We start from the raw sequence: 20843 nt of genomic DNA on the forward strand, positions 1-20843 counted from the left end.
GGGATCGTTCGTTATACTTAATGGATCACAAACGAGCCGCGAGCAAGAGGTTCAACGTGATCAACCGCTCCACCTTCATGAAATCCGTCTGGGTCCACTTCCGCCGCGTCGCCAACCCGCGCCAGGCGTTCTGCCGCAAGCTCTTCGCCCAGGTGCTCGCCTTCATGTGGAAGTCCGAGCGCATCCGCATCCAGGCCGATCGCGAGACCGCCGCGCGCCGCGCCCAGCCGGTCGCCTTCATCGTCCAGACGCCGGCCCGTCCGCTGTCCCCGACGGAAGCCCGCATCGACAGCCTGAAGTACCTGTCCGCCCGCTACAACATCAGCCTCATGGAGCGCGAGATCCGCGCCGAGTACAGCTGCGCCTGAGACTGCCCGAGGTTCTTTGGATCTTTCCGAAAAACCCCCTGACCTGACCCCTCACAATTTGGAGCCTATCCCATGTCGAACCGCACGGTTCAGGCTGCCGCCGAAGGCATGCCCAGACGCGACCTTGGCGACCTCGAGAACGCCATCTCCAACGCGCGCATGTCGGCCAAGCTGGCCGATTACGTGACCGCTCGCGCCACCGGCGCGGACAACGCTTGCGGCGATCCCAGCGCCATCGTCCGCACCACGGCATGGGAGCGCGACCTTGTGCTGTTCGCTACCTCACAGGCGAGCATCGCAGCCGACGCGGCCATGGCGGCATTCGACGCCTTCGTGGAGGCTGGACGATGAACCGCCGTCAGATCCTCTCCACGACGGGCGCGGTTGCGTCCCTCGGCCTGTGCGCTGGCATTGTCGCCGGGGTTCCCGGCTGCACCCCGGCGCCGGCGGCCGAGCCGGTCAGTCCCGGCCTCGCGTTCGCGATCGACCAGCACCGCAAGGTGCTCGCCGACTTCACGACATCCTGCCTCCTGTTCTCGGCATGCGAGGAAGCCGCCGGGAAGCTGGAAACGCCGCAGACTATAGCCGCGATGGATGCCGCGGACGAGGCGGCGCAAATCGACGGCGAGCGCGAGACAACGGCGCGCCTGCGGCTCATGTCGGAGCCGGTGCTCTCGTTGGCCGACGTGCGGGCGAAGGCCGACTATCTCACCGAGCAAGCGCGGGTGTTCGACTTCCCCGACGAGGTGGCGGCCCTTGTGGTCAGCCTTGGGGCGCGGTCGGCGCAGGCTGCCGGCCCGGCTCTGCTGTCCGACCCGATGGCGGACATCGCCACCGCCTACACCGTCGCGAACGAGACCTTGAACGCGTCCGACATCGACGACGCGGATGCAGTCGAAGCCTTCAGCGTGGCGCATATCGATCCGCTGCGGGATCGCCTGCTGTCGAGCGCGCCGACCCCGACGACGATGGCCGGGGCGCTCGCTGCGGCCCGACTGGCGGAGCGGAGCATCGGCCAAGGGGACTGGCACCTCGCCGAGCCGCTGATCGTCACCTTGCGCCAGTTCCTCGAAGGGAGGGCCTGACCATGGCCGCGATCCACCGCGAACTCGACATGCCCCTCCATAACGTCGCCGCCTTGCTCGACCTCGCGAGCTGGCTGGTGATCGGCAACATGACCCGCGAGAAGGCTGAGGACGGCGCCGAGACCTACCGCCTCCCGGTTGCCGAGGGCGACCAGCTCGCCGCGCTTCTCCTCGCCGCCCGGGACTACGCCACGCGCGCGCTGGCGGCGCACGACGGGGAGGCTTTGTGATGGCGAACTACCTCGACGCGCACCCCGCCGATAGGCCGATGCTGGACTGGCACCGCGCGGACCCGTTCGGGCTCGTTCCGATCGTCAGGAAGGGCGAGTTCGCGGCGTTGGTGAACCCCCGGTCGCTTGCCCGCTACACGCCGCCTGTGCCGATCTCGGCCGAGGACTACGTCGTCGGGCTGGAGGTGCTGGGGTTCCGGTTCGCCGTCGACCAGCGCCCCGGCGGGCCGGCCGGCATCCTGACCATCTTTCCCGCGGACGGGTTGCCCCCGAACTGGCGCGCCATGTCCATCACCATCATGAGCGCGTTCGACGCGCAGGAGCGACACGACGAGCTGGCCGCCTTCCTGCTGGCGCGCGACGGGGTGCCATCGTGACGGGCTCGCTGTTCATCCTGCGCATGGGGATCGGCCCGGGACGCGACCCGGCGCACATCCCCGACCGCCGAGCCCTGCGCCGCGAGATCGAGCGGCAGATAGAGACCCTGCTCGCCGTCCTCGACGACATGGACGGCGACACCGACACCGAAGACGGCGGCGACGCCGAACCCTCCCTCGGCTGGTCGACCACCATGGCGATCGGCAGCGCGGACGACCGCGAGGACGACGGACGGGACACCCATTTGCCCAGCACCATGAGGCACCCATGAACATGCACGTTCACCCGGCGCACGTCGCCAGCCTTGCCCTGATCCTGCGGGAGGTAGCGGTTTCTCCTGCGGCCCTGGCAGAACCTGAAGCTCCGCCGGCCATCGTCCTGCTGTGTGCCGCGATCGGCCGCACCGCCGCCGACGTCGCCGCCCTTCTGTTCGTCCAGCCTGTACCCATCGCGATCCGCGATCTGTTCGAAGGCGAGATCCGGCAGGCGGTCGCCGCCGAGCTGCTGACCCGCCCGGAACTCGGTGAACGTGAGCGCATGCACCTCGAGGACATTGCGTGGATCGCATTCGATAGGCGCATGGAGCGGCATGAACGGCATCGTGCGCTCGCTGGGGTGGCGTGAGCATGGCAAACGCTCTGTTCATCGCCGCCTTCGCGCGTGATACGGCTTCCGAAAATTCGGGGCCAGCAGCTCGCCACAGCCGCAACACCACACCCGCCGTCCGTGAACGTTTGTGGAACAGGGTATCGCCTCGGGTTCCTCTTCCGCCCTATACTCGGCATGCGGGGATAGGCCGGCCAGCCGACAAGCCGAACGCACCATCGGTTTCCCCGCTCCAGTTTGGTGCATCGCCGGGTGCCGCGATGACGACGAACGACGACATTTCGACGGGTATCGGAAGCCTGCTGGATCTTCGCCGCAAAAGAAATCCAGGGCAGTCACAAGCGGCCCAATTGCTGAGGATTATCGAGTTCGCCCGGAAACGAGGTCTGCCAACCGAAGGCCCTGACTGGCTGTCTGTGGCACTGCTCGCAGCCGCGTTGGATCATCCAGAAATTAAGATAGGACGGCCTCGTGGACGGCCGAAGGTAAAGGGTACGCTGTCCGCTCTGCTGCGAGATCAGCGGACACCATCTGAGAAAAAAGCCGATGCGCTGTTGCGGCAGATCGAGACCCAGCGTGCCATCATGTCGAAGGCAGGGATTTCGGCCCCGAAAGATGTGGATGTCATTCGCGGACTGATCGCCTTACGGACACATCCCGATCATCCGAACTTCAAAAAAGAGGTTGCCATCATGCAAAGTGACCTCTCGCGAGCGCGCAAGCGGGGAGCAGGCGGGCGGAAACTTGCAAATAAATCGGCATGATTAACGGCCAACTCCGAACATCTTCAACAGCTTAGGCTGATGCCATAGCTTCCTTGTGTCACCAGCACACAAGGAAAACCAGCAGTGTCCCACACCCTTTCTCGTCCGTCTCAGGATCGCGGCGCATTGAGCGTAGACGAATTCTGCGCCTGGGCCGGTATCAGCCGCTCTCGCTTCTACCGCGAAGTGAACGACGGTCGCATCGTCATCCGCAAAATTGGTCGCAAGTCCGTCGTGACGACGCCTGACGCGCAAGCGTGGCTCGCCGCGCTTCCCGTCGCCAATCTTCGCGAGGCCGCGTAAGAGCCATGACCCTCAACGAAGAAACCCGCCGCACGGGCAAGTGCGGGCGGGCTTCGGAATGTGTTCTGTGGCGGAACGCTTCTGAAGTAGCCGCAAACGACCTCATTTTCAACCAGGCAGCCCGGATCGCGCGACGCTTTGTCGTGAGCGACGCCCTGGCGCGCACCATCGCCGAGCATGCCTTCAGCAATGGAGGCTCGGCATGAGCCGCTATCAGATCCGCGCTCGCGTACTTCCTGACGGCATTCCCATGACGCTGGTCGGGCGCACCGCATGGTGCCTCGAACAGTTGGTGGCGGCTGGCGTCAAGGGCTGCACGCCGATCGACCGGCCAGCGCCCCGCTGGTCGGATTACATCCACAAGCTGCGCGGAAAAGGGCTTGTCGTCGAGACGATCGACGAGCGGCATGGTGGGACGTTCTCAGGCGAACACGGACGCTACGTCCTGCGCTCCGAGGTGGAGATCCTGCGCGACGACGACGAGCGGAGCGCGGCATGAACGCGGCGCCCGATCACTCCGACGCCATCGCGAGCGCCGCCTTCGCCCTCTACGCCGAAGCCTCGACCCGCTTCCAGCGGACGCACCGGCCCGCCGATGCGCTCGCCGCACTCCGCGCCTATCGCCGGTTCGTCGAGGCCTTTCTGACGCCTGCCGAACAGGCGGGCTTGAAGGCGGCCGGCGTGCCCGCTCTCGGGAGGCGCGCATGAGCGTCGATCCGAACGGCCAGGGCTTCATCCCCGAACTGGAGCAGTCCCTTCTTGGGGCTCTCCTTCTCGGCCAAGGGCTCGCCCGCGTGCGCCCGATCGTGCGCGCCGAGCACTTCGTCGAGCCGATCCACCAGGACATCTTCGGCGCCATTTGTGATGCCCACGAGCGTTCCGGCTCGCACGGCGTGCCGCTCGTCGCCAAGCTGATCCCCGAGCGCGTCCACATGGCGCTCAAGCTGCGCACCGACATGAACGTGCTTGGCTATCTCTCTCGGATGGCGGCGGACACGGTTCATGGCGGTTCGCTGATCGAAAAGGCAGCGAAGGCCGTCGTCGAGCAGTGGGCGCGGCTACGGCTGGCGGGCGAGCTGGAGCAGGCGGCCGTCGCTGCGCGCGATCCCGCCGCCGACCCGTCCATCCTCGGCCGGCAAATCGGCTCCGCCGTGGAGGGCGTTCTAGCCGACGTGCGTGGCTCGGGCGTTCGTCGCTCGCGCTTCTCCATCGGCCAGGCGGCGGAAGCGGCCATTGCGTCGGCGCGGGTGGCCAAGGAGCAGGGGCACGGCCTCACTGGCCTGTCATGGGGCCTGACGGACGTGAACCGGCTCACCGGCGGTATGCAGCGCAAGGATCTGATCCTGGTGGGCGCTCGCCCCTCCATGGGCAAGACCTCGCTCATGATCTCGTCTGCGCTCGCCACCGCCCGCGCCGGACACGGCATCGGCATCCTGTCCATGGAGATGGACGCGGAGAAGCTGACGGCCCGCGCTCTGTCGGACCTGTCGTTCAACGGGCACGTCCAAGTACCCTATGCCAGCATCATCCGCGGCCAGCTCAACGACGGCGAGTTCGTCGCGGTCGAAGAGATGGGGCGCCGCCTCGAGCAGTTGCCTATCGCGATCGACGAGGCGTCGGGCACGACCTTCGACATCCGCGTGAAGATCGAGACCATGATGGAGCTGTTCGAGCGCGCCGGCTGGCCGCGTCTCGAATGCCTGATGGTGGATCACCTGGGGTTCGTCCAGCCGTCCGCCCATTACCGCGGCAACCGGAACAACGAGGTCGGCGAGATCACACGGGCGCTGAAGGGCTACGCCAAGGAATACGGTCTCGCCATCGTGCTTCTGTCGCAGCTCTCCCGCCAGCTCACTCAGCGCGACGACAAGCGCCCTCAGCTCTCCGACCTTCGCGACAGCGGCAACATCGAGCAGGACGCCGATGTCGTCGTGTTCCTGCACCGCGAGGCCTACTACCTCGACCGGGAACGGGCGACCGGCGACCGAGAGACCGAGCGCGTCGAGAAGCTGGCGGCGTGCCAGCATCAGCTCGAATTCATCATCGCCAAGCAGCGCAACGGCCCCGTCACGACAGTGGACCTGTTCTGCGACATGGCATTTTCGGCCGTCAGAAACGGCGATCGGAGGGCGTTTTGAGCCGCCAACCCTGGATGAAATTCTTCCCCGCCGACTGGCAGTCTGACGTGCTGCTGCGGTCCTGTTCCATAGCCGCGCGCGGCCTTTGGATCGAGCTTCTATGCATCATGCAGAAAGCCGATCCAGTCGGCCATTTGCTGGTCAACGGGAAGGCTCCGGCGCCGTCGCTGCTGGCGGTCCTGTGCGGCACTTCCGAGAAGGAAATTAGGCGCTTGCTCAACGAGCTGCGAGAGGCCGGCGTGTTTGATGAGGTGGAGGGCGTCATCGTTAGCCGCCGCATGGTTCGAGACGTTGAGAAGGCCGAGAGGGATAAGGCCAACGGCAAGCGCGGCGGCAACCCTGCGGTTAAGGCAGGGGTTAACCCCCCGGTTAAGCCTCCGGTTGAGAGGGGGGATAAAGCCCATATTCCAGAAGCCAGAAGCCAGAAGAATACTCTTGGTGCATCCGCACCGATCGAGCCGGCTGCGCCGGACCCGTTCGAGGTTTTCTGGAGCCTCTATCCGAAGCGCGATGGCTCAAATCCGAAGAAGCCCGCGAAGGAGAAGTTCGAGAAGCTGGTGAAGGCTGGCGCCGATCCCGAACAGATCACCGCCGCGGCCATCCGCCTCGCGGCCAAGCATCCGAAGCCGACGCCCTACGTGCCTCAGGCTCTCAAATGGCTTGGTCAGGAGCGGTTCAACGACGACGACGATACCGGCGCAACGATCCACACTCTGGTCGGCGACGAGCAGTGGACCAAGCGCCTCTCTTATGCTCGCCGTGAGCGTCAGTGGGCCAGGATCGAATGGGGTCCCATGCCTGGCGACCAAGGGTGTCGCGTTCCGAGGCACCTCCTCCAGCCCGAGGATGGCCAAGGATGGGCAGCACAGCGGGAGGCCGCATGATGGGCCGTCCTCTTGCGGTGCTCATGCGTCACGATGAGACGTGCGGCGTGAAGTTTGCGGTCGATTACAGCGGCAAGAGCGAGAGCACTATCCGGCGCCTTTGCCGGGAGCACGGGTTGTATCGACAGACAACACCGGCCGCACCTTGGGAGATCTCGCGGCCCGGGCTGGAAATGGCGTTGCACGGCGATGTCGTAGCGATCGAGCTTCTAAGGGCCGGCCGTCGGTCAAGTCCGGAGGTGAGGCGTTATCTCGACTACCTTGGCCTTCCCGAGTGACCAGACGTGACCAGACATGCCCAATCCACGGGCGGCGCCGACCATGCTCTGTCGAAAGCATGGTCATCTCTTCGCCCCGGAGCTTCCAGTGAGCCTCAATGCCCCTCTCGTGCGCCTTCGTGTTCTCCCTGCCCTGCTCCCAACCAACGGCATCAACGCGGATCTCCGCATCAGTCCGGACGGGGAGTTCGTTCAGAAGTCGATCGGCCCCGACGCCTGGGAGAACCTAATCGGGCTTGCCGAGTTGAGGGGGCCGACCGGACCGGGCATCGAGCTTCGCTCCAACGGCAGCTATATCCAGTGGAAGCGTGAAGGCGCGGACGATACGGCTTGGCGAGACCTGTTCGTCATTCCCAGCCCAGGCGGTGGACCAGGCGAGAGCGATACGCCTGCGCAGATCCTTGCGAAGCTGCGGACAGTGGACGGCGCCGGTTCGGGTCTCGATGCCGACCTCCTCGACGGACAGTCGAGCGCCTTCTTTCAGAATGCCGGCAACCTCAACGCCGGCACTGTCCCGGCGGGTCGACTGCCAATCGGCGTGAGCGGCCAAGCTGGTATCGTCCGATTGACGGACAGCCTTGCTGCCCTTGGGGCTGCGGACGGCTGGGCGACGACCCCCAAGGCGCTGAAGGCCGTATCTGATGGTGTCGCAGCCAAGCAGGACAAGGTGACGAAGCTTGCTGGGACCGGCATCACTGACGTTTACACGAAAGACGAGACGAACGCTGTCATCCAGGACGCCGTAGCCAGTGGCGGCGGCGGGTCAGGCGGTGGTTCGGACAGCGCGATCCAGATCCTCGACAAGCTCAAGACCGTGGACGGTGGCGGCTCCGGGCTTGATGCCGACTTGCTCGATGGGCAGTCCGGCGAATTCTTCCTGGCCGCCGAAAACCTGACGGGCACCCTCTCCCGCGATCATCTGCCCGCCATCGAGAAGGACCCGGCGGTGTTCGGCAAGACCGACACCCTCACGGATGCGAAGCTGTTCGCGCGCGCCAATCAGTCGGCCGACATGCACGCTCAGAAGCTCGTGCAGACGGCGAGCCCGTTCAACGCGAACTATGAAGGCGGGAACATCTCGGCCTTCCACGTCCGCCACGTGGCCGAGGGCACCAACAAGAATGGCCCCCGCGGCGCCGGGCTTGGCGCATCGGTGTCGATGTTCAAAGAGGGGTTCGGAACCGGGCAGGCCAAAGGCGGCGAGATCGATGGCGTCTACATCGTCGTTCGTCAGGACAGCCCGCGCGACAACTCGCAAGGCATCAACGACCCGAACCGCGGCGATGCTTGCGGCATTCTGATCGACGCTGCGGTCTATGAACAGGTCGGTTTCGTTGGCGGCATCGAGGGCGCGACGACGGTCCTCTCGAACGTGAACGGCGCGTCCACGCGGCGCCTCGTCTACCAGCTCGGCTGCACCGACACGACGACCACCTCGTCCATCGGCCTGTTCACGAGCGCCGCGCTTGGCTCCCACTCGGCGGGGCTGCTCATCTATGGCGCGGAAGGCTCGGGCGGATCGTTCGACAACTACATTCAGTGCCGGACGGATACGGTCGGGATCTTCAATGTCGATCGCGGGGGCACCGTGTCGATGGGGCGGCGGCTGAACAACGGCCAGATGATCGACCTCGCCGTCCACATGGCCGTGCAATCGGATTTCTCGCTGGCATGGCTGAACGCCAACAAGTCCGCTGCGCTGCTCAATCTCGACCAAAACGGCAATCTCTCAGCGCGGGGCGGGCTGGCTGGCTCGGCGATCAACTCCAGCACCAACATTCAGGCCCAAGGCAACATCATCGCCGGCGGCAAAGTGTCAGCGACGCTCCTTCGCCTGACGCCTGGGACCGCCGGCTCCCAGAGTTCGGAGCTTGTCGCGGGGACGTTTTCAGTCGGGCAGAGCGGCCGCCCACGCTTCTGCCTGGCGAACGGGCAGGCCCCCGTCTTCCTCGCAACCACCACGGCTTGAGGCTGAAATATGCGCATCGATTTCTCCGCCCCCCTGCATCACGTCAACGGCACGCCCTTGGCGCTCGAGATCAACGAGGACGGCACGGTCAAAACGCCAGCAACTCTCGGAGGCGTCGCTATGGCGGCAGTGATGGCGCCGAAGGTCGTTGATGGTCAGGCCCAGCCTGCATCCGGCCAGGAGGCTCTCCGCGCTCTCAGCCTGTCGCTGCGCATCTTTGAGGCCCAAGGCCCGCTCGATATCACGCCGGAGGATGCCGTCTATCTGCGCGAGAGGATCGCCGAGCACTGGACGCTGCCGATCGTCGTGGGGCGCGCTTGGAAGATGTTGGAAGCGTGATTTTCCAGCCACACTTGTTGCGTGTGGAACGAGATATGAAGGGAGGCATACGAGCACCTATCGGGTCGTCATGCCACATCTTGCATCGCTCACGTCGCTCCGGTTCTTCGCCGCTTTGTCGATCGCCCTCTTCCACTTTCAGGGGATCGGGTTTGGTGCCCCATACGAGCCGCTGGCTTTGGGCGTTTCATTCTTCTTCGTCCTGTCAGGTTTCGTCTTGACGTACGCCTACGGCGGACGAGGCGACGTGAAGATGCGGTCGTTCTTCGTGAACCGGCTCGCTCGGATCTGGCCGGTGCATCTGGTGACGGCAGGGCTGGCGCTGTGGATGTTCAGCCCCGGCATGGTCTTCGATGTAAATTGGTATCCATACGTCCTGACCAACTTGTTCATGCTGCATGCTTGGGTCCCGCAAGCTGGATACGTGTTTTCCCTCAACGCGGTCACATGGAGCATCTCCGCGGAGATGGCGTTCTATGCGGCGTTTCCGCTCGTGCTCGTAGCCAAGCGGCCGGTCGTGGCGTTCGCGGTCATTCTTGCAGCAACAATGGCAGCCGTTTGCCTGCCAAACCTCGCCGTCCGACAGGTCTTGACTGATGCGTGGGCATTCTCTCCCCAAGCCCTCATCCAGCAGCATCCCGTCATTCGGTTTGCGGAGTTCGCAGCGGGCGTCATGCTTGGCCGTGCTTGGCTGTCTGGGTTCCGACTTCGCCTGTCGCCGCAGATCATGACGCTCGCAGAGATTTGCGCTATCGCCCTGGTCGTCCTCTATGCTGTCACGGTGCTGCCGCTCCGAGCCGTCGTACCGCCGGCGGGTCAGCAATTCGCGCTCTGGTACAGCCAGTCCGGCGGCTTCGTTTGGTTCGTCGCCCTGATCTTCGTGTTCGCTCATCAGAAGGGGGCAATCTCTCGATCCTTGGCCCATCCGGTTATGATCCGGCTTGGTGAAGCGAGTTTCTCCTTCTACATGGTCCACCTACTCGTGATGATGTGGGCGCAGCGGAATGGGTGGGTGGAAAGCATGGGGTTTGGGAAGGCGGGAAGCGCCATTGCCATCCTGAGTTTTGCTGGAGCATTCGTTCTTTGGCGCGGCATCGAAGTGCCTATGCAACGGATCATCGTCGGGCGGTCGAAGCGCCGCCGCGTCGCCATAGCGGTTTAGCCCGAGCGTGCGCGCCACACTGCAATATTTGGGTCTTCTGGTCGTGATCGCCCTTCTCGCGTTCGGTGTCTGGCACGGCTTCCCAATCTACAAGAATGGACCACCTCCTCCGATGATCGGTCGTGAGATCAAGGTGTTCTCGACACCGTAGGACGTCGGCGCCCCCACGGCGCCCATTCCCAAGTCATCCACCCAGCCCGGCCACCGCGCCGGGCTTTTTCATGCCGGGAACTCGCGATGCCCGATCTCCCCTATGCCGGCTCCTCCATCCCACAGTGATGGCGACCAGACGTGACCAGACGTGCCTAATCCGATCCGGCCTCGCCGTATGCTCTCATGGGGCATCCTTGGAGGTTCAATCACATGGCTTCTGCCCGTCTTTTGCTGAATGGCGCGAACGTTGATCGCAGGTTCCGCGACGAACTCTTCGACGCAGCCAACCGCGCCGGTATCACGCCGAACGAATTCGCGATCATGGCCGCGGCCGAGAAGCTCGCCCGGATGGGTCGCTCGTTTCCGGGCGTCTTCCGGAACGGTGACGTTGCAATGCCCGCGTCCCGGTCAGAGGCTGCTTGATATGGGGGCGATCACGGAGCAAAACTCAGCACGCGCAAGTCTCCCAGCTGGCTTCGTCCTCGATCCGACGCCTGTCGCGACGCAGACGGTGCGCGCGCCGGCGACCGCGCTGCCGGAAGGCTTTGTCCTCGACCAGCCTGCCGCGGCGACCCGTTCGGGCTACAACCCCGATGGCGCGCTTGGCGGGCTGCGGACGGCGGCCGGCGGCTTCATCGAAGGCGTGCCGATCATCGGGCCGTATCTGCGCGACGGTGCGGAGCGGGCGGGTGCCGGCATCACGGCGGCAATCACCGACAAGACCTATGACGAGGCGCTCGCTGAAGCCCGCGCCTTGAGCGCTGCGGAGAAGCAGGCAAACCCCTGGGTCGACACCGGCGCGCAGATCGCGGGCGGTATCGCAGGCACGGCGCCGCTTGTCGCGGCAGCACCGGCGGCATTCGGCATGGGTTCGGCATCAGTTCCGGTTCGGGCAGTTGCAGGCGGGGTTAGTGGCGGCGCACTAGGAGGCATCGACGGTTCAGTTCGAGGAGGCGTTGAGGCAGCGGCTTTTGGTGGTGGCGCAGGCCTCTTCTTAGGAGCAGCTGGCCCCCTCGTCGGAAACGCCTTGAGGAACGGGGTTTCGACCGTCCGGACCGCGCGCGCGAACGGCGCGGCTGCGCGTGCGGTGGGGACAACCCGAGAAGCCGTCGATGTGGTCTCGCGCGGCTTGGCGGCGGACGGGGCTCAAGAAGGCATCAACGATGCGATTACGGCGGCTGGACCTCGAGCCATGCTCGCGGACGCAGGCCCGGCGACGCGCTCGATCCTCGACACCGCCATCGCGCGGGCTGGCCCCGGCACCGGGGATGCGGCCGAGCGGATCAACCAGCGCGCCGCGGGGGCCGCGAAGGACGTCAACGAGGCGCTCGACGCCGGGCTCGGCCCGTCCCAGGGCAACTTCAGCGCCATTCGCGATATTCGAGACGCCTCGCAGCCGGCGCGCGCGGCGACCTACGATGCCGCCTATGCGACGCCGATCGATTATTCGGCACCGCAGGCTCGCGGGCTCGAGACCCTTCTTCGCCGCGTCCCAGCGTCGGTCGTGCAGAAGGCCAACAACCTGATGCGGATCGAGGGCGTCGAGAGCCAACAGATCCTCGCCAACATCGCCGACGATGGCACGATGACGTTCACGCGCATGCCGGACGTCCGCCAGATCGACTACATCACGCGGGCGCTGAACGACGTCTCGCGGGCTGGCGACGGCGCTGGCGCGCTGGGCGGCAACACGGCAGAGGGCCGCGCCTATGGCAACCTCTCGCGGTCGATCCGCACGACGACGCGCTCGCTGGTGCCGGAATACGGCGTTGCCCTCGATACGGCTGCCGAGCCGATCGCCGCGCGTCAGGCGCGGGAGTTCGGGGCGACCCTTCTTCGCCCGTCGACGGCTCGCGATGAGGCCGAGGCGTTCGTCTCAGGGCTTTCCGACGCCGAGCTTCGCAATGTCCGCGCGGGCGTGCGCCAGCAGATCGGCGAGGTGCTCGCCAACGTGAAGCGCACCGTGACGGATGAGAACGTGGACGCGCGCCAGGGCATCCTCGCAATCAAGGAACTGTCGAGCGACGCGGCGCGCGAGAAGCTCCGCATGATCGTTGGCGCCGATGAGGCCGAGCGGATGCTGAGCGCGCTCGACCGCGCGGCTCAGTCGTTCGATCTCCGCGGGTCGGTCGCGACCAACTCGCGCACCTACGGTCGTCAGGCGGCAGAGCGCGCCGTGCAGCAGTCAAACGCTCCCGGCGTCATCGACAACGCGGTCGGGTTGAGCCCCGTGCGCTCGGCGCAGACGTTCATGCAGGGCGTGTTCGGTGTCAGCCCTGCCGATCGTCTCGCGCGTGAGGACCGCACGTGGTCGGCCCTGTCGGATCTCCTGACGATGCCTCTGGGCGATGCGCAGAGCGCGCGTCTCAGCGCCCTAGCGAACGCAGCCCGGCAAATCCCTAGGATCGAGGGTCAGGCCAATCGGATTGGTGTTCAGTCGAGCCGCGGTCTTGCTGCGCTCGCGCCTCAAGGCGGTAGGCTGCAAGAACTATCAGAACGAAAGCGATGACGCAGATGGCGACAAACGTAGCGGATCCGTACTGCCCATGGACCCAACGCAGAAGCCATCCCAGAGCGCCGAGCACGACCGCCGTTAAGACGGCAATCAGAAACTGATCGGTGGGCTTCAGGTTCGATTGGCTCATCCTCTCATCTTGCCCGACCGCATGACGATCGGCAATCGAAGGAGACGCTTGGTCATGATCCGCTTCGTGCAGGGGCCAACAGATTGCCTTTCCGCGACATAGCCGCCGACGCTTATCGCGAGTTGAAAACAATCAAGAGGAAATCAAGTGTCGCAGCACGGCGGACCCCGACCTGGGGCGGGACGGAAGAAGGGCAGCGTTGGCGTTCGATCGGTCGAGACCATCGCGGCATCGCTTCCGAATGGCGTATCGCCGGTGGAATACATGCTGGGCGTGCTCCATGATCCGGCTTCTGACGAGAAGTCCAAAGCATGGGCCGCAGAGAAGGCGGCGCCGTTCGTCCATCCCAAGCCCGCGCCAGCCCAGCGGCTTGTGAAGATCGAGCTTCCATCCACCGATACCGCGGAGGGCGTCTCAGCCGCGCTGGGCAAGCTTATTCAGGCCGTCGCCACGGGGGATCTCGCGCCAGGCGAAGCGCAGGGCATTGCCGCGTTGATCGAGATGCAGCGTAAGGCAATCGAGACGACCGACATTCTCGATCGGCTGGAGGCGTTGGAGGCGATGAATGGTCGGCAGTAGCTCACTGATGCGCCGGCTGCGCGCCATCGAAGCGCGACGTGACCGGAGCGGCAAACAGGTGTCGGTTGCGACCCTGACGGATGGCGATCTGTACCGGATCTTGAACGTTCGTAACCCGGTGACCGGCGGCATTCGCACGGACCTGACCGATGATGAGTTGGCGGCCATTGTGGTAGGATGTGCTGTATGACCGCGGCGCTAGTGAAACGCCTCCTGAAGCTTGAGCAGGCCTTCCGGGCAAACGCGCCTGATCCGATCGAGGCTATGACCGATGAGGAACTGGACGCTGCGATCGAAGAGCTCATGGCCTCGCTGGATGCCTTCGTCGAAGCGAACCCAAATGATCCAGCTGCACCGGACTGGAAGCGGAGACGGGAACGCATCGACGCTGCCGAGGAAAAAACGAAAAGAGGATGACGTAGAATGGCGACGCTACTCTCGATCCGCTTGGGAAAACTCGAACGCGCAGCGAGCCTGAACCGGCTCGTTCGCTACGATGTCAGCAACTCCCCTGCCGGAACCGCTGGTTCAGATCGCGAGATGAGCGAGGGAGAATGGATCAGCGCGTTCAAACCGGCTGACGCATGAGCGGCATGGACGTATGTCCGGACCACGAGGCGTTGGTCTGGTACCTTTGGCGCACGGGACAGTGCGACCGCCTGCCCTGGTATCAAGGCTTCGTCCGCGACGAATAAGATCCCCTGCAGAAGAGCTAGTGACGCTCGATGCGGTTTTGCACATTGAGCCATCTGCGCCATCGAATGGAACAGATGCCGCGCTGATAGCTTGGCCCCTAAAGAGGAGCCGCCGACATGACGCGAATGCGGAAAAGGAAGGCGGCCACTAGGACCGTTCGCTATGCGCTGTTAGGCGCCAGCGTTGGCTTCTTGGTCGTGCTGGGTTTCATCTTCATCAGCGATGCAAACCGTAATCCAACGGCGCTTGAGGCCGAGCGCATTCGTGACGGTAACGAGCGCGTGCAGGCGATCACACCGAACCAAGTGCCTGCAGCACCAGCTCAGCAATGACACACCATCCGAAACTCAACCCGAAACAGGACCTGTAACGATGCAATCGAAAAAGTCGGCCACAGGGATCATGGGCGCCCTGTACGTGGTGATCGGCATCGGCATAGCCGTGCTGCTGGTCCTGTTTTTCGTGGGCTTCTTTGGCGGCGTCTGAGGGGCGGGATCAGTTCAGCGACCTGACCGCCTGCTTGGCATTTTCTCAGACGCCTAGGCGCCGGTTGTCCACGCTCCTATAAGCGCAGGCATGATCTTCATTGACGAGAACAGCCCAAGGCCGGGCTTCCGACTAGAGAAGTCCTGATGTCCCCTTCAGATGTAGGCTCCACTGATATCGAAACGCTGGACCGTCAGGTCGCCGAGCACGCTGCAAGGCATCGGCACCATCCGACCGTCCGCGTCCTCGGATGGGTTAGCGAGGTCGCCGACCAGCCGCAGCTAGCGGCCGTCTGCGGATTTACAGCGCTCATCGGGGTCGTCCGAGGCAACCGGCGACTTGCTACGACCGGTCTTCTGATGCTGGCGGCCCACGGTCTGGCAACGCTCACCAAGGGCGCCATCAAGCGACGGATCAATCGCACCCGGCCGCGTGTCGCTATGGAGGAGGGGCGGTACGAGATGGGTCTAGGAGAAAGCCAGGATGGGGACGACCAGTCTTTTCCATCCGGGCATACGGCAAGCTCTGTGGCGGTCGCTGGGATTGCAGCGATGCGCCATCCTGGTGCCGCGCTGCCCGCGTGCGCTCTCGCAGTAGCGGTGTCAGCGATCCAAGTGCCGCGCGGTAAGCATTACCCCGGCGACTTAATAGCAGGCTTGGCAATCGGATTGGTCGCTTCCAGCGCTGTGCTGACAGTGAGCAAACTGCTGGGCGGTTCAGGCGACCACGGCTGCCGAGAGATGGAAGGCTAAGGAAGGAGAACCGTACGGCTCGTGACAGTCGGCTCGAATGCCTCGGCTTCAAGTCTTACATTCTGACAGAACCCATATGAGCGCTGGAGCCTGAAGCATGACCACGAACGTGGAGGCTTTCCCCACCGATCGCCACGCTGGCCGGGTTGCTCGGGCCGCCGACATCATGGACCGCCTAACCAAGCGCGCGGATGCTGCGTTCAATCGTCGGGTGCTGCTGCCTTTGGCTGCGGATCTAGCAACGGCCGGTGTTTCCCAAGCGGACATCGCGCGTGAGGTTCAGACATTCGAGCAGGCCGTAGTGGACGAGATATTCCGTCGCGTGACGGTGGAGCACGAACAGCCGGAAGGTGGTGCGGCTTAGATGGCGCCACGCCGACACTGCTGTCGCAGCTGACACCACGTCGCTTGAGGCTGTTCAGGCAATATGATCCGCGAGTGAGGTCTTGAATGGGCCGCATTTGGCATCCATCTTACCCTCGTGCAGCGCATCCCCGTAAGCGGTTGAAGCGCAGACCCCTCCGAATTTCGTCCGACCACGGATGTACTGGCGAGGCGAGAGACAGAGGACGCACAGCTCGAGAGAGACGCGGAGCCGTTGGGTGAAATCCCCAGCGGCTTTTTCGTGTTTGCGACCCTCGGAACGACCCGTATCGGCAACGCCACATCAAGGACCATACGGCGGATCGTAATCTCAAGGTATAATATGCATAACTTTTTAGCTACGCCGGCAGAGCCTACAGAAAACCAGTTACGGTGACGCTGGGTTCTTGGATGCAAAAAATCGTTCGCAGTCTGATCAAATCAATTTCAACGTCCATTCGTTTAAAAGACCCCTTACAGATTACTTGCAGCGCGTAAGTTCGCCGTGGGTGCGCGTGGACAGAAGGTGCCCGCGCCGACATGGGCCGCGCGTTCGCTAACGACCGCTTCGGCCATGTCACTGGGAGGACCACGATATGGCGAACATCGACGGAACTGCGCAGGACGATCTGCTGCCGGATACGGCTGGTGATGATCTCATCGATGCGATGGCAGGCAACGATACGATCACTGTGTCCGGCGGTGTCGATACCGTTGACGGCGGTGATGATACCGACAGGCTGATCGTCGACTATTCGGCATTTGACGATGATTTTCGGAGCCTCGGTGGAGGTTTCGGAACGAACCCCAGCATCGCTTCAACCGACGGCTCCCCAAGCGTTTCCTATACTGGCATTGAAAGCCTCGATATCCGCACCGGGGCCGGCAACGACACGCTGTCCGGCAGCTCAGGCAGCGATGCCATCTCCTCTGGGGACGGCAACGACGTCATCGACAGCGTGGATAGGCCAGAGAGCCTTTTCGGCGCCAGTATCGCGCCTGTGTCCGACACGGTCGATGCCGGGGATGGCGATGACAATGTCACGGGCGGACGCCTCGACATCCTCGATGGCGGAGCCGGCAACGATTTCCTCCAGATCAATTTCAACTTCGATGGACAGAACCTGAACCCGGCGGGTGTCAATCTCACCCTGGACGCCAATGGCACCGGAACCGCATCGGACGGCACCAGCATTACGGGCTTCGAGTTTGTGAGCCTTACCCTCACCAACGAGATCGATGCGGTTGATACTGGTGACGTCCGCGCAACGCTGGATGGTCAAGGCGGTAATGACATCCTCACGACGGGTGCTGGCGACGACCAGATTTTCGGCGGTGCCGGCGATGACCTCATCAGCTCGGGCGACGGCAACGACAACCTGAGTGGTGGAACCGGCAACGATACGATCGACGGTGGGGCGGGCGACGACAGCCTTTCCCTGGATCCTGCCAGTGAAGGCCTCGACCTCGTCAACCTCGGGGATGGCAACGACACCGTCAACTTCACGGGGTCCAATCCCACGCAGATCCGCGTAACCTTCACGAGCGCGGACGTCGGCAACGGCAATGCGCTTGATGGCAACAACGCTACCAATGAAGACGGTGGCTTGGCCGTACGGCTGCAGAGCGAGGATGCCAACGGAAACCTTGTCGGTGATGTCAGCCGCTTCGACGACGAAGGCATCACCTTCCTCGAAGGCACACAAGGTTATACGTTCGACGTCCGTGACCTGCCTTCCGGCGCTGCACGAGGCGATCAGTTCAAGGGCGTGGTTTTGGGTACGTCCGGAGCTGACAGCCTGTCGTTCTTCCCCCCATTCCGCGAAGCTCAGGCCTTCTACTACAATGCTGGCCTCGGCAACGACACGATCACGGCTGGGTCTGGCAATGACTTCCTCGTCGGTGGCGGCGGGGCTGATCTTCTGACAGGGTCCGGTGGTAACGACACGATTTTCGGTGGCGCGGATACCGATCAGGTCGTGTTCTCCGGAAACCGGTCGGACTACCGAGCTGATCAGCTCTCCAACGGTGATATCCAGATCATCGATCTGCGCAGCGGCAGCCCCGATGGTGTCGATCTCATTCGAGACGTCGAAGGATTTACCTTCGCCACGGGATCCTTCACCACGGCCTCGCTGCTGGCCAGCAACCCGACTGGTCCGGTGACACCTCCGCCTTCGACGGTCCCCACAACGGGCCCGGACGTCCTGACCGGCACAACGGGCCCTGACACGATCGAAGGGGGTCTCGGCGGCGACACTCTCCTCGGCGGCATGGGAGATGACAATGTGAACGGCAATCAGGGCGACGACCTCGTCCGTGGCGGCATGGGCAACGATCTGGTCCGCGGCGGCATGGGCAACGACAGTGTCCTGGGCGACCTCGGTGATGATACGGCCTTTGGCGACCTCGGCAGCGACCAGGTCGAAGGCGGAGCGGGCAACGACACGCTGTTCGGCGGTCAGGGCGTCGTTTCCGACCATTCCGATGGAGGCGACAGCGTCGCTGGTGGCGAAGGCAATGATGTCATCGCCGGCAACGCTGGCAACGATCTCGTCAACGGCAATCAAGGCAACGATGTCGTCAACGGGAACCAAGGCGACGATACGGTCAATGGCGGCCAAGGCGATGACACCGTTTACGGTGGTCAGGGCAACGACATTGTCTTTGGTGATCGGGGCAATGACTTCGTATTCGGTGATTTCGGAGACGACACTCTGAGCGGTGGAGAGGGTAGTGACACCTTCGTCTTCGGTCGCGGTCAAGGCGCCGACGTCATCACTGATTTCGATCAGGCCGGAGGAGATCGTCTCAACTTGCAGGGTCAGGCGTTCACTATCGCTTCAGCATCAGACGGAAGCGCCACGCTGGTCCTAGAAGGTGGTGGCACGATTGTTCTGCAGGGGGTCGCGCCTGCGGATTTGGGAACTGTCTTCCTCGTCTGAAACGGTGTGACAGCTTAATCTGAATAGCCCGCCTGCATGTCAGGCGGGCTTTCTATTGTCGTAGTACCTGTGCACGATGCGTCTGCCCCAAGGGGGCATGGGTCTGGTAACTTCGGCGCACCGGGCAACTCGAGCGCTTGTCATGGTACCATGCTTCGTCCGCGACGATTGCCCCACGCTCCATCCCCGACGGTTGCGCTACCCGTCCATCAATGCCCCTGCCGCGCGCATTCGGCCAGCACCATGTCGATTTCGGCCGGGTCTGCCGTCAACTCGCTGTCTAGCCCAGCTTCCAGCCGCTGATCTGCTTGGCGATACTTTTCACACTGTCCTGTTCGCGCAAGTTCGGCCGCGCTATCAGGCGTGAACCATCGATAGGCGTAGACGGCAACCGCCGCTAGCAACACAATGGATAGCACGATCTTCAGGACGCGGCTGGACATGGAAAAACCTCGTAGGAGCAGAGGTCGGCAGGAACACCCGCAGGCTTTCCCCACGCTGACGCTAAGAGCTTGACCAGCCGTCCTACTCTATCACGCGGTCTCGTGTTTGCGGGTTGCCGCCAACGTAGGGAGGTGTCGTATCTCCGACGACCTCTTCCGCGGTTACGACAAATCGCTTCAGTTCGCTGGGTCCGAAGGTCAGGGTCAGCGGCACATCCGCTGCGTCGCGACCGCGTGCCACCAGAACCCGACCGATGCGCGGGCTATTGTTTCGCGGATCGAACATATGCCATCGCCCGCCGAGAAAGACCTCGATCCAAGCGGCAAAATCCTGCGGTGCATGCGGCGGCGGCAGTCCAATATCACTGACATAGCCAGTACAGTAGCGGGCAGGAATGTTCAGGCATCGGCAGAACGCCAAAGCGAGGTGGGCAAAATCTCGGCAAACACCGCGCCTTTCGTTGAAGGCCTCCCAGGCTGTTCGCGTGCTGCGGGAATACTCGTAGCCGAACGTCAGGTGCCCGTTGACGAAGTCAACGATGGCCTGCACGCGCGCCCAGCCGAGCGGCTCATGGCCGAACAGCTTCCAGGCCGTTTCCGACAGGAGATCGGTTTCGCAATAACGGCTTCCCAAGAGGAACTGGAGTGTTTCGGCTGGAAGCTCATGCACCATGGTCTGGCTAGCTGATAGCTCCGCCTGTTCGCTGTCCCAATGACCACTATCGCGGATGATCGTTCTCGTGCGCAGAGACACGGTGCCGGCCGGTGCGAGGAAGCGACTGCACCAGTTCCCGAACTCGTCTCGATACCCTTGCACTGCTACAGACGGCGAGACTACCAAAGCATCCGGCGCCTCCAGATCTGAAACGCGCGAAGCATGAACTGCCAGAAGCGCGACGACAGGCGTCGGCTGCGGGAACTCGAATGTCAGTTCACTGCCGATGAGGATGCGCAATGTCTGTACTCCTGTCTTCTGGTGATTGGGATCATCAAGACGCGGGGGGGAGGAGTACGGAGCCGCGTTGAAGAGCGGCGAGCGGGCTCTCTTCACTAAGCTCAATCGCTGATAGCAGCCGCTTCCTGGCATCGGTCGCGCGGGTGATATCCGACCGCGTCAGAACGTTCCACTCTGTCCGACCCGCATCGGTGTGAATGGCAGCTCTGAACACCTCCATGTTCTCGAACCATCGATCACATTCACGCAGCATCTCCTTAAGACGCTCGAATGGCATCGCTGCCAGAACATCCTCGGTTGGGTAGATCACTGCGATGGGGAG

Annotated in this window: 29 protein-coding genes; 27 read left to right on the forward strand and 2 right to left on the reverse strand. The window is 63.5% G+C overall.

What is annotated here, in order from left to right; genetic code table 11:
- Positions 1-56 precede the first annotated feature (56 nt).
- From ACLNGM_RS20170 to ACLNGM_RS20300, 27 genes are all read left to right on the forward strand, one after another.
- On the forward strand, positions 57-368 hold the full coding sequence (locus ACLNGM_RS20170) for a hypothetical protein (RefSeq protein ID WP_416356323.1): 312 nt from the start codon (positions 57-59) through the stop codon (positions 366-368).
- A gap of 72 nt (positions 369-440) precedes the next feature.
- Complete coding sequence (locus ACLNGM_RS20175) at positions 441-719, forward strand: hypothetical protein (protein ID WP_416356324.1); 279 nt, start codon at positions 441-443, stop codon at positions 717-719.
- Entirely contained in the window at positions 716-1453 is a 738-nt protein-coding gene (locus ACLNGM_RS20180) for a hypothetical protein (RefSeq protein ID WP_416356325.1), read from the forward strand. Before ACLNGM_RS20175 ends, ACLNGM_RS20180 begins: the two co-directional genes overlap by 4 nt.
- A 2-nt stretch (positions 1454-1455) precedes the next feature.
- The gene (locus ACLNGM_RS20185) at positions 1456-1683 is read left to right on the forward strand and encodes a hypothetical protein (protein WP_416356326.1); all 228 of its coding nucleotides are present in this window, start codon (positions 1456-1458) and stop codon (positions 1681-1683) included.
- Positions 1683-2060, forward strand: coding sequence for a hypothetical protein (locus ACLNGM_RS20190; protein ID WP_416356327.1), 378 nt, complete (start codon positions 1683-1685; stop codon positions 2058-2060). Before ACLNGM_RS20185 ends, ACLNGM_RS20190 begins: the two co-directional genes overlap by 1 nt.
- The gene (locus tag ACLNGM_RS20195) at positions 2057-2332 is read left to right on the forward strand and encodes a hypothetical protein (RefSeq protein ID WP_416356328.1); all 276 of its coding nucleotides are present in this window, start codon (positions 2057-2059) and stop codon (positions 2330-2332) included. Before ACLNGM_RS20190 ends, ACLNGM_RS20195 begins: the two co-directional genes overlap by 4 nt.
- Positions 2329-2685 (forward strand): hypothetical protein, encoded by a 357-nt coding sequence (locus ACLNGM_RS20200; RefSeq protein WP_416356329.1) that lies wholly within the window; start codon positions 2329-2331, stop codon positions 2683-2685. Before ACLNGM_RS20195 ends, ACLNGM_RS20200 begins: the two co-directional genes overlap by 4 nt.
- 242 nt (positions 2686-2927) lie before the next feature.
- Complete coding sequence (locus tag ACLNGM_RS20205; RefSeq protein WP_416356330.1) at positions 2928-3431, forward strand: hypothetical protein; 504 nt, start codon at positions 2928-2930, stop codon at positions 3429-3431.
- Positions 3432-3515: 84 nt separating this feature from the next.
- Positions 3516-3734 carry a DNA-binding protein gene (locus ACLNGM_RS20210; protein WP_416356331.1) on the forward strand — a complete coding sequence of 73 codons (219 nt, stop codon included), beginning with the start codon at positions 3516-3518 and terminating at the stop codon, positions 3732-3734.
- A 5-nt stretch (positions 3735-3739) separates the two neighbouring features.
- Complete coding sequence (locus ACLNGM_RS20215) at positions 3740-3940, forward strand: hypothetical protein (RefSeq protein ID WP_416356332.1); 201 nt, start codon at positions 3740-3742, stop codon at positions 3938-3940.
- The gene (locus ACLNGM_RS20220; RefSeq protein WP_416356333.1) at positions 3937-4233 is read left to right on the forward strand and encodes a hypothetical protein; all 297 of its coding nucleotides are present in this window, start codon (positions 3937-3939) and stop codon (positions 4231-4233) included. The genes ACLNGM_RS20215 and ACLNGM_RS20220 overlap by 4 nt, the downstream gene beginning before the upstream one ends.
- Complete coding sequence (locus ACLNGM_RS20225) at positions 4230-4442, forward strand: hypothetical protein (RefSeq protein ID WP_416356334.1); 213 nt, start codon at positions 4230-4232, stop codon at positions 4440-4442. Before ACLNGM_RS20220 ends, ACLNGM_RS20225 begins: the two co-directional genes overlap by 4 nt.
- Positions 4439-5872, forward strand: a complete 1434-nt coding sequence (locus tag ACLNGM_RS20230; protein WP_416356335.1) for a replicative DNA helicase — start codon at positions 4439-4441, stop codon at positions 5870-5872. The genes ACLNGM_RS20225 and ACLNGM_RS20230 overlap by 4 nt, the downstream gene beginning before the upstream one ends.
- Positions 5873-5886: 14 nt before the next feature.
- A complete protein-coding gene (locus ACLNGM_RS20235; RefSeq protein ID WP_416356336.1) occupies positions 5887-6756 on the forward strand; it encodes a hypothetical protein in 870 nt (289 codons plus the stop codon).
- A complete protein-coding gene (locus ACLNGM_RS20240; protein ID WP_416356337.1) occupies positions 6753-7034 on the forward strand; it encodes a hypothetical protein in 282 nt (93 codons plus the stop codon). Before ACLNGM_RS20235 ends, ACLNGM_RS20240 begins: the two co-directional genes overlap by 4 nt.
- A 418-nt stretch (positions 7035-7452) precedes the next feature.
- Complete coding sequence (locus ACLNGM_RS20245) at positions 7453-9003, forward strand: hypothetical protein (protein WP_416356338.1); 1551 nt, start codon at positions 7453-7455, stop codon at positions 9001-9003.
- A 9-nt stretch (positions 9004-9012) separates the two neighbouring features.
- On the forward strand, positions 9013-9342 hold the full coding sequence (locus ACLNGM_RS20250; RefSeq protein ID WP_416356339.1) for a hypothetical protein: 330 nt from the start codon (positions 9013-9015) through the stop codon (positions 9340-9342).
- Positions 9343-9412: 70 nt separating this feature from the next.
- Positions 9413-10504, forward strand: a complete 1092-nt coding sequence (locus ACLNGM_RS20255) for an acyltransferase family protein (protein ID WP_416356340.1) — start codon at positions 9413-9415, stop codon at positions 10502-10504.
- A gap of 577 nt (positions 10505-11081) precedes the next feature.
- On the forward strand, positions 11082-13166 hold the full coding sequence (locus tag ACLNGM_RS20260) for a hypothetical protein (RefSeq protein WP_416356341.1): 2085 nt from the start codon (positions 11082-11084) through the stop codon (positions 13164-13166).
- Positions 13167-13566: 400 nt separating this feature from the next.
- The gene (locus tag ACLNGM_RS20265) at positions 13567-13881 is read left to right on the forward strand and encodes a hypothetical protein (RefSeq protein ID WP_416356342.1); all 315 of its coding nucleotides are present in this window, start codon (positions 13567-13569) and stop codon (positions 13879-13881) included.
- Complete coding sequence (locus tag ACLNGM_RS20270) at positions 13868-14071, forward strand: hypothetical protein (RefSeq protein WP_416356343.1); 204 nt, start codon at positions 13868-13870, stop codon at positions 14069-14071. The genes ACLNGM_RS20265 and ACLNGM_RS20270 overlap by 14 nt, the downstream gene beginning before the upstream one ends.
- Positions 14068-14298, forward strand: coding sequence for a hypothetical protein (locus tag ACLNGM_RS20275; RefSeq protein ID WP_416356344.1), 231 nt, complete (start codon positions 14068-14070; stop codon positions 14296-14298). The genes ACLNGM_RS20270 and ACLNGM_RS20275 overlap by 4 nt, the downstream gene beginning before the upstream one ends.
- A gap of 6 nt (positions 14299-14304) precedes the next feature.
- Positions 14305-14469 (forward strand): hypothetical protein, encoded by a 165-nt coding sequence (locus ACLNGM_RS20280; RefSeq protein ID WP_416356345.1) that lies wholly within the window; start codon positions 14305-14307, stop codon positions 14467-14469.
- A 224-nt stretch (positions 14470-14693) separates the two neighbouring features.
- Positions 14694-14909 (forward strand): hypothetical protein, encoded by a 216-nt coding sequence (locus tag ACLNGM_RS20285; RefSeq protein ID WP_416356346.1) that lies wholly within the window; start codon positions 14694-14696, stop codon positions 14907-14909.
- Positions 14910-15422: 513 nt separating this feature from the next.
- Positions 15423-15815: a phosphatase PAP2 family protein gene (locus ACLNGM_RS20290; RefSeq protein ID WP_416356347.1), complete on the forward strand. Its 393-nt coding sequence runs from the start codon at positions 15423-15425 to the stop codon at positions 15813-15815.
- A gap of 97 nt (positions 15816-15912) precedes the next feature.
- Complete coding sequence (locus ACLNGM_RS20295) at positions 15913-16179, forward strand: DUF6074 family protein (RefSeq protein ID WP_416356348.1); 267 nt, start codon at positions 15913-15915, stop codon at positions 16177-16179.
- Positions 16180-16774: 595 nt separating this feature from the next.
- Complete coding sequence (locus ACLNGM_RS20300; RefSeq protein ID WP_416356349.1) at positions 16775-19123, forward strand: calcium-binding protein; 2349 nt, start codon at positions 16775-16777, stop codon at positions 19121-19123.
- A 209-nt stretch (positions 19124-19332) separates the two neighbouring features.
- Here the strand turns inward: ACLNGM_RS20300 and ACLNGM_RS20305 are convergent, their stop codons facing one another.
- Positions 19333-19566 (reverse strand): hypothetical protein, encoded by a 234-nt coding sequence (locus ACLNGM_RS20305; protein ID WP_416356350.1) that lies wholly within the window; start codon positions 19564-19566, stop codon positions 19333-19335.
- 82 nt (positions 19567-19648) lie between these two features.
- Entirely contained in the window at positions 19649-20521 is an 873-nt protein-coding gene (locus ACLNGM_RS20310; protein WP_416356351.1) for a transglutaminase-like domain-containing protein, read from the reverse strand.
- Between the last annotated feature and the right edge of the window lie 322 nt (positions 20522-20843).

Origin of the sequence: Aureimonas phyllosphaerae, assembly GCF_047943035.1 — a bacterium.
Lineage (GTDB): Bacteria > Pseudomonadota > Alphaproteobacteria > Rhizobiales > Rhizobiaceae > Aureimonas > Aureimonas phyllosphaerae.

Bases quoted from the DNA above. Each gene is read 5' to 3' on its own strand.
- ACLNGM_RS20175 (WP_416356324.1), top strand. From the start codon at position 441: ATGTCGAACCGCACGGTTCAGGCTGCCGCCGAAGGCATGCCCAGACGC.
- ACLNGM_RS20180 (WP_416356325.1), top strand. From the start codon at position 716: ATGAACCGCCGTCAGATCCTCTCCACGACGGGCGCGGTTGCGTCCCTC.
- ACLNGM_RS20185 (WP_416356326.1), top strand. From the start codon at position 1,456: ATGGCCGCGATCCACCGCGAACTCGACATGCCCCTCCATAACGTCGCC.
- ACLNGM_RS20190 (WP_416356327.1), top strand. From the start codon at position 1,683: ATGGCGAACTACCTCGACGCGCACCCCGCCGATAGGCCGATGCTGGAC.
- ACLNGM_RS20200 (WP_416356329.1), top strand. From the start codon at position 2,329: ATGAACATGCACGTTCACCCGGCGCACGTCGCCAGCCTTGCCCTGATC.
- ACLNGM_RS20205 (WP_416356330.1), top strand. From the start codon at position 2,928: ATGACGACGAACGACGACATTTCGACGGGTATCGGAAGCCTGCTGGAT.
- ACLNGM_RS20215 (WP_416356332.1), top strand. From the start codon at position 3,740: ATGACCCTCAACGAAGAAACCCGCCGCACGGGCAAGTGCGGGCGGGCT.
- ACLNGM_RS20220 (WP_416356333.1), top strand. From the start codon at position 3,937: ATGAGCCGCTATCAGATCCGCGCTCGCGTACTTCCTGACGGCATTCCC.
- ACLNGM_RS20225 (WP_416356334.1), top strand. From the start codon at position 4,230: ATGAACGCGGCGCCCGATCACTCCGACGCCATCGCGAGCGCCGCCTTC.
- ACLNGM_RS20230 (WP_416356335.1), top strand. From the start codon at position 4,439: ATGAGCGTCGATCCGAACGGCCAGGGCTTCATCCCCGAACTGGAGCAG.
- ACLNGM_RS20235 (WP_416356336.1), top strand. From the start codon at position 5,887: ATGAAATTCTTCCCCGCCGACTGGCAGTCTGACGTGCTGCTGCGGTCC.
- ACLNGM_RS20240 (WP_416356337.1), top strand. From the start codon at position 6,753: ATGATGGGCCGTCCTCTTGCGGTGCTCATGCGTCACGATGAGACGTGC.
- ACLNGM_RS20250 (WP_416356339.1), top strand. From the start codon at position 9,013: ATGCGCATCGATTTCTCCGCCCCCCTGCATCACGTCAACGGCACGCCC.
- ACLNGM_RS20255 (WP_416356340.1), top strand. From the start codon at position 9,413: ATGCCACATCTTGCATCGCTCACGTCGCTCCGGTTCTTCGCCGCTTTG.
- ACLNGM_RS20260 (WP_416356341.1), top strand. From the start codon at position 11,082: ATGGGGGCGATCACGGAGCAAAACTCAGCACGCGCAAGTCTCCCAGCT.
- ACLNGM_RS20265 (WP_416356342.1), top strand. From the start codon at position 13,567: ATGCTGGGCGTGCTCCATGATCCGGCTTCTGACGAGAAGTCCAAAGCA.
- ACLNGM_RS20270 (WP_416356343.1), top strand. From the start codon at position 13,868: ATGGTCGGCAGTAGCTCACTGATGCGCCGGCTGCGCGCCATCGAAGCG.
- ACLNGM_RS20275 (WP_416356344.1), top strand. From the start codon at position 14,068: ATGACCGCGGCGCTAGTGAAACGCCTCCTGAAGCTTGAGCAGGCCTTC.
- ACLNGM_RS20280 (WP_416356345.1), top strand. From the start codon at position 14,305: ATGGCGACGCTACTCTCGATCCGCTTGGGAAAACTCGAACGCGCAGCG.
- ACLNGM_RS20285 (WP_416356346.1), top strand. From the start codon at position 14,694: ATGACGCGAATGCGGAAAAGGAAGGCGGCCACTAGGACCGTTCGCTAT.
- ACLNGM_RS20290 (WP_416356347.1), top strand. From the start codon at position 15,423: ATGCTGGCGGCCCACGGTCTGGCAACGCTCACCAAGGGCGCCATCAAG.
- ACLNGM_RS20295 (WP_416356348.1), top strand. From the start codon at position 15,913: ATGACCACGAACGTGGAGGCTTTCCCCACCGATCGCCACGCTGGCCGG.
- ACLNGM_RS20300 (WP_416356349.1), top strand. From the start codon at position 16,775: ATGGCGAACATCGACGGAACTGCGCAGGACGATCTGCTGCCGGATACG.
- ACLNGM_RS20305 (WP_416356350.1), bottom strand. From the start codon at position 19,566: ATGTCCAGCCGCGTCCTGAAGATCGTGCTATCCATTGTGTTGCTAGCG.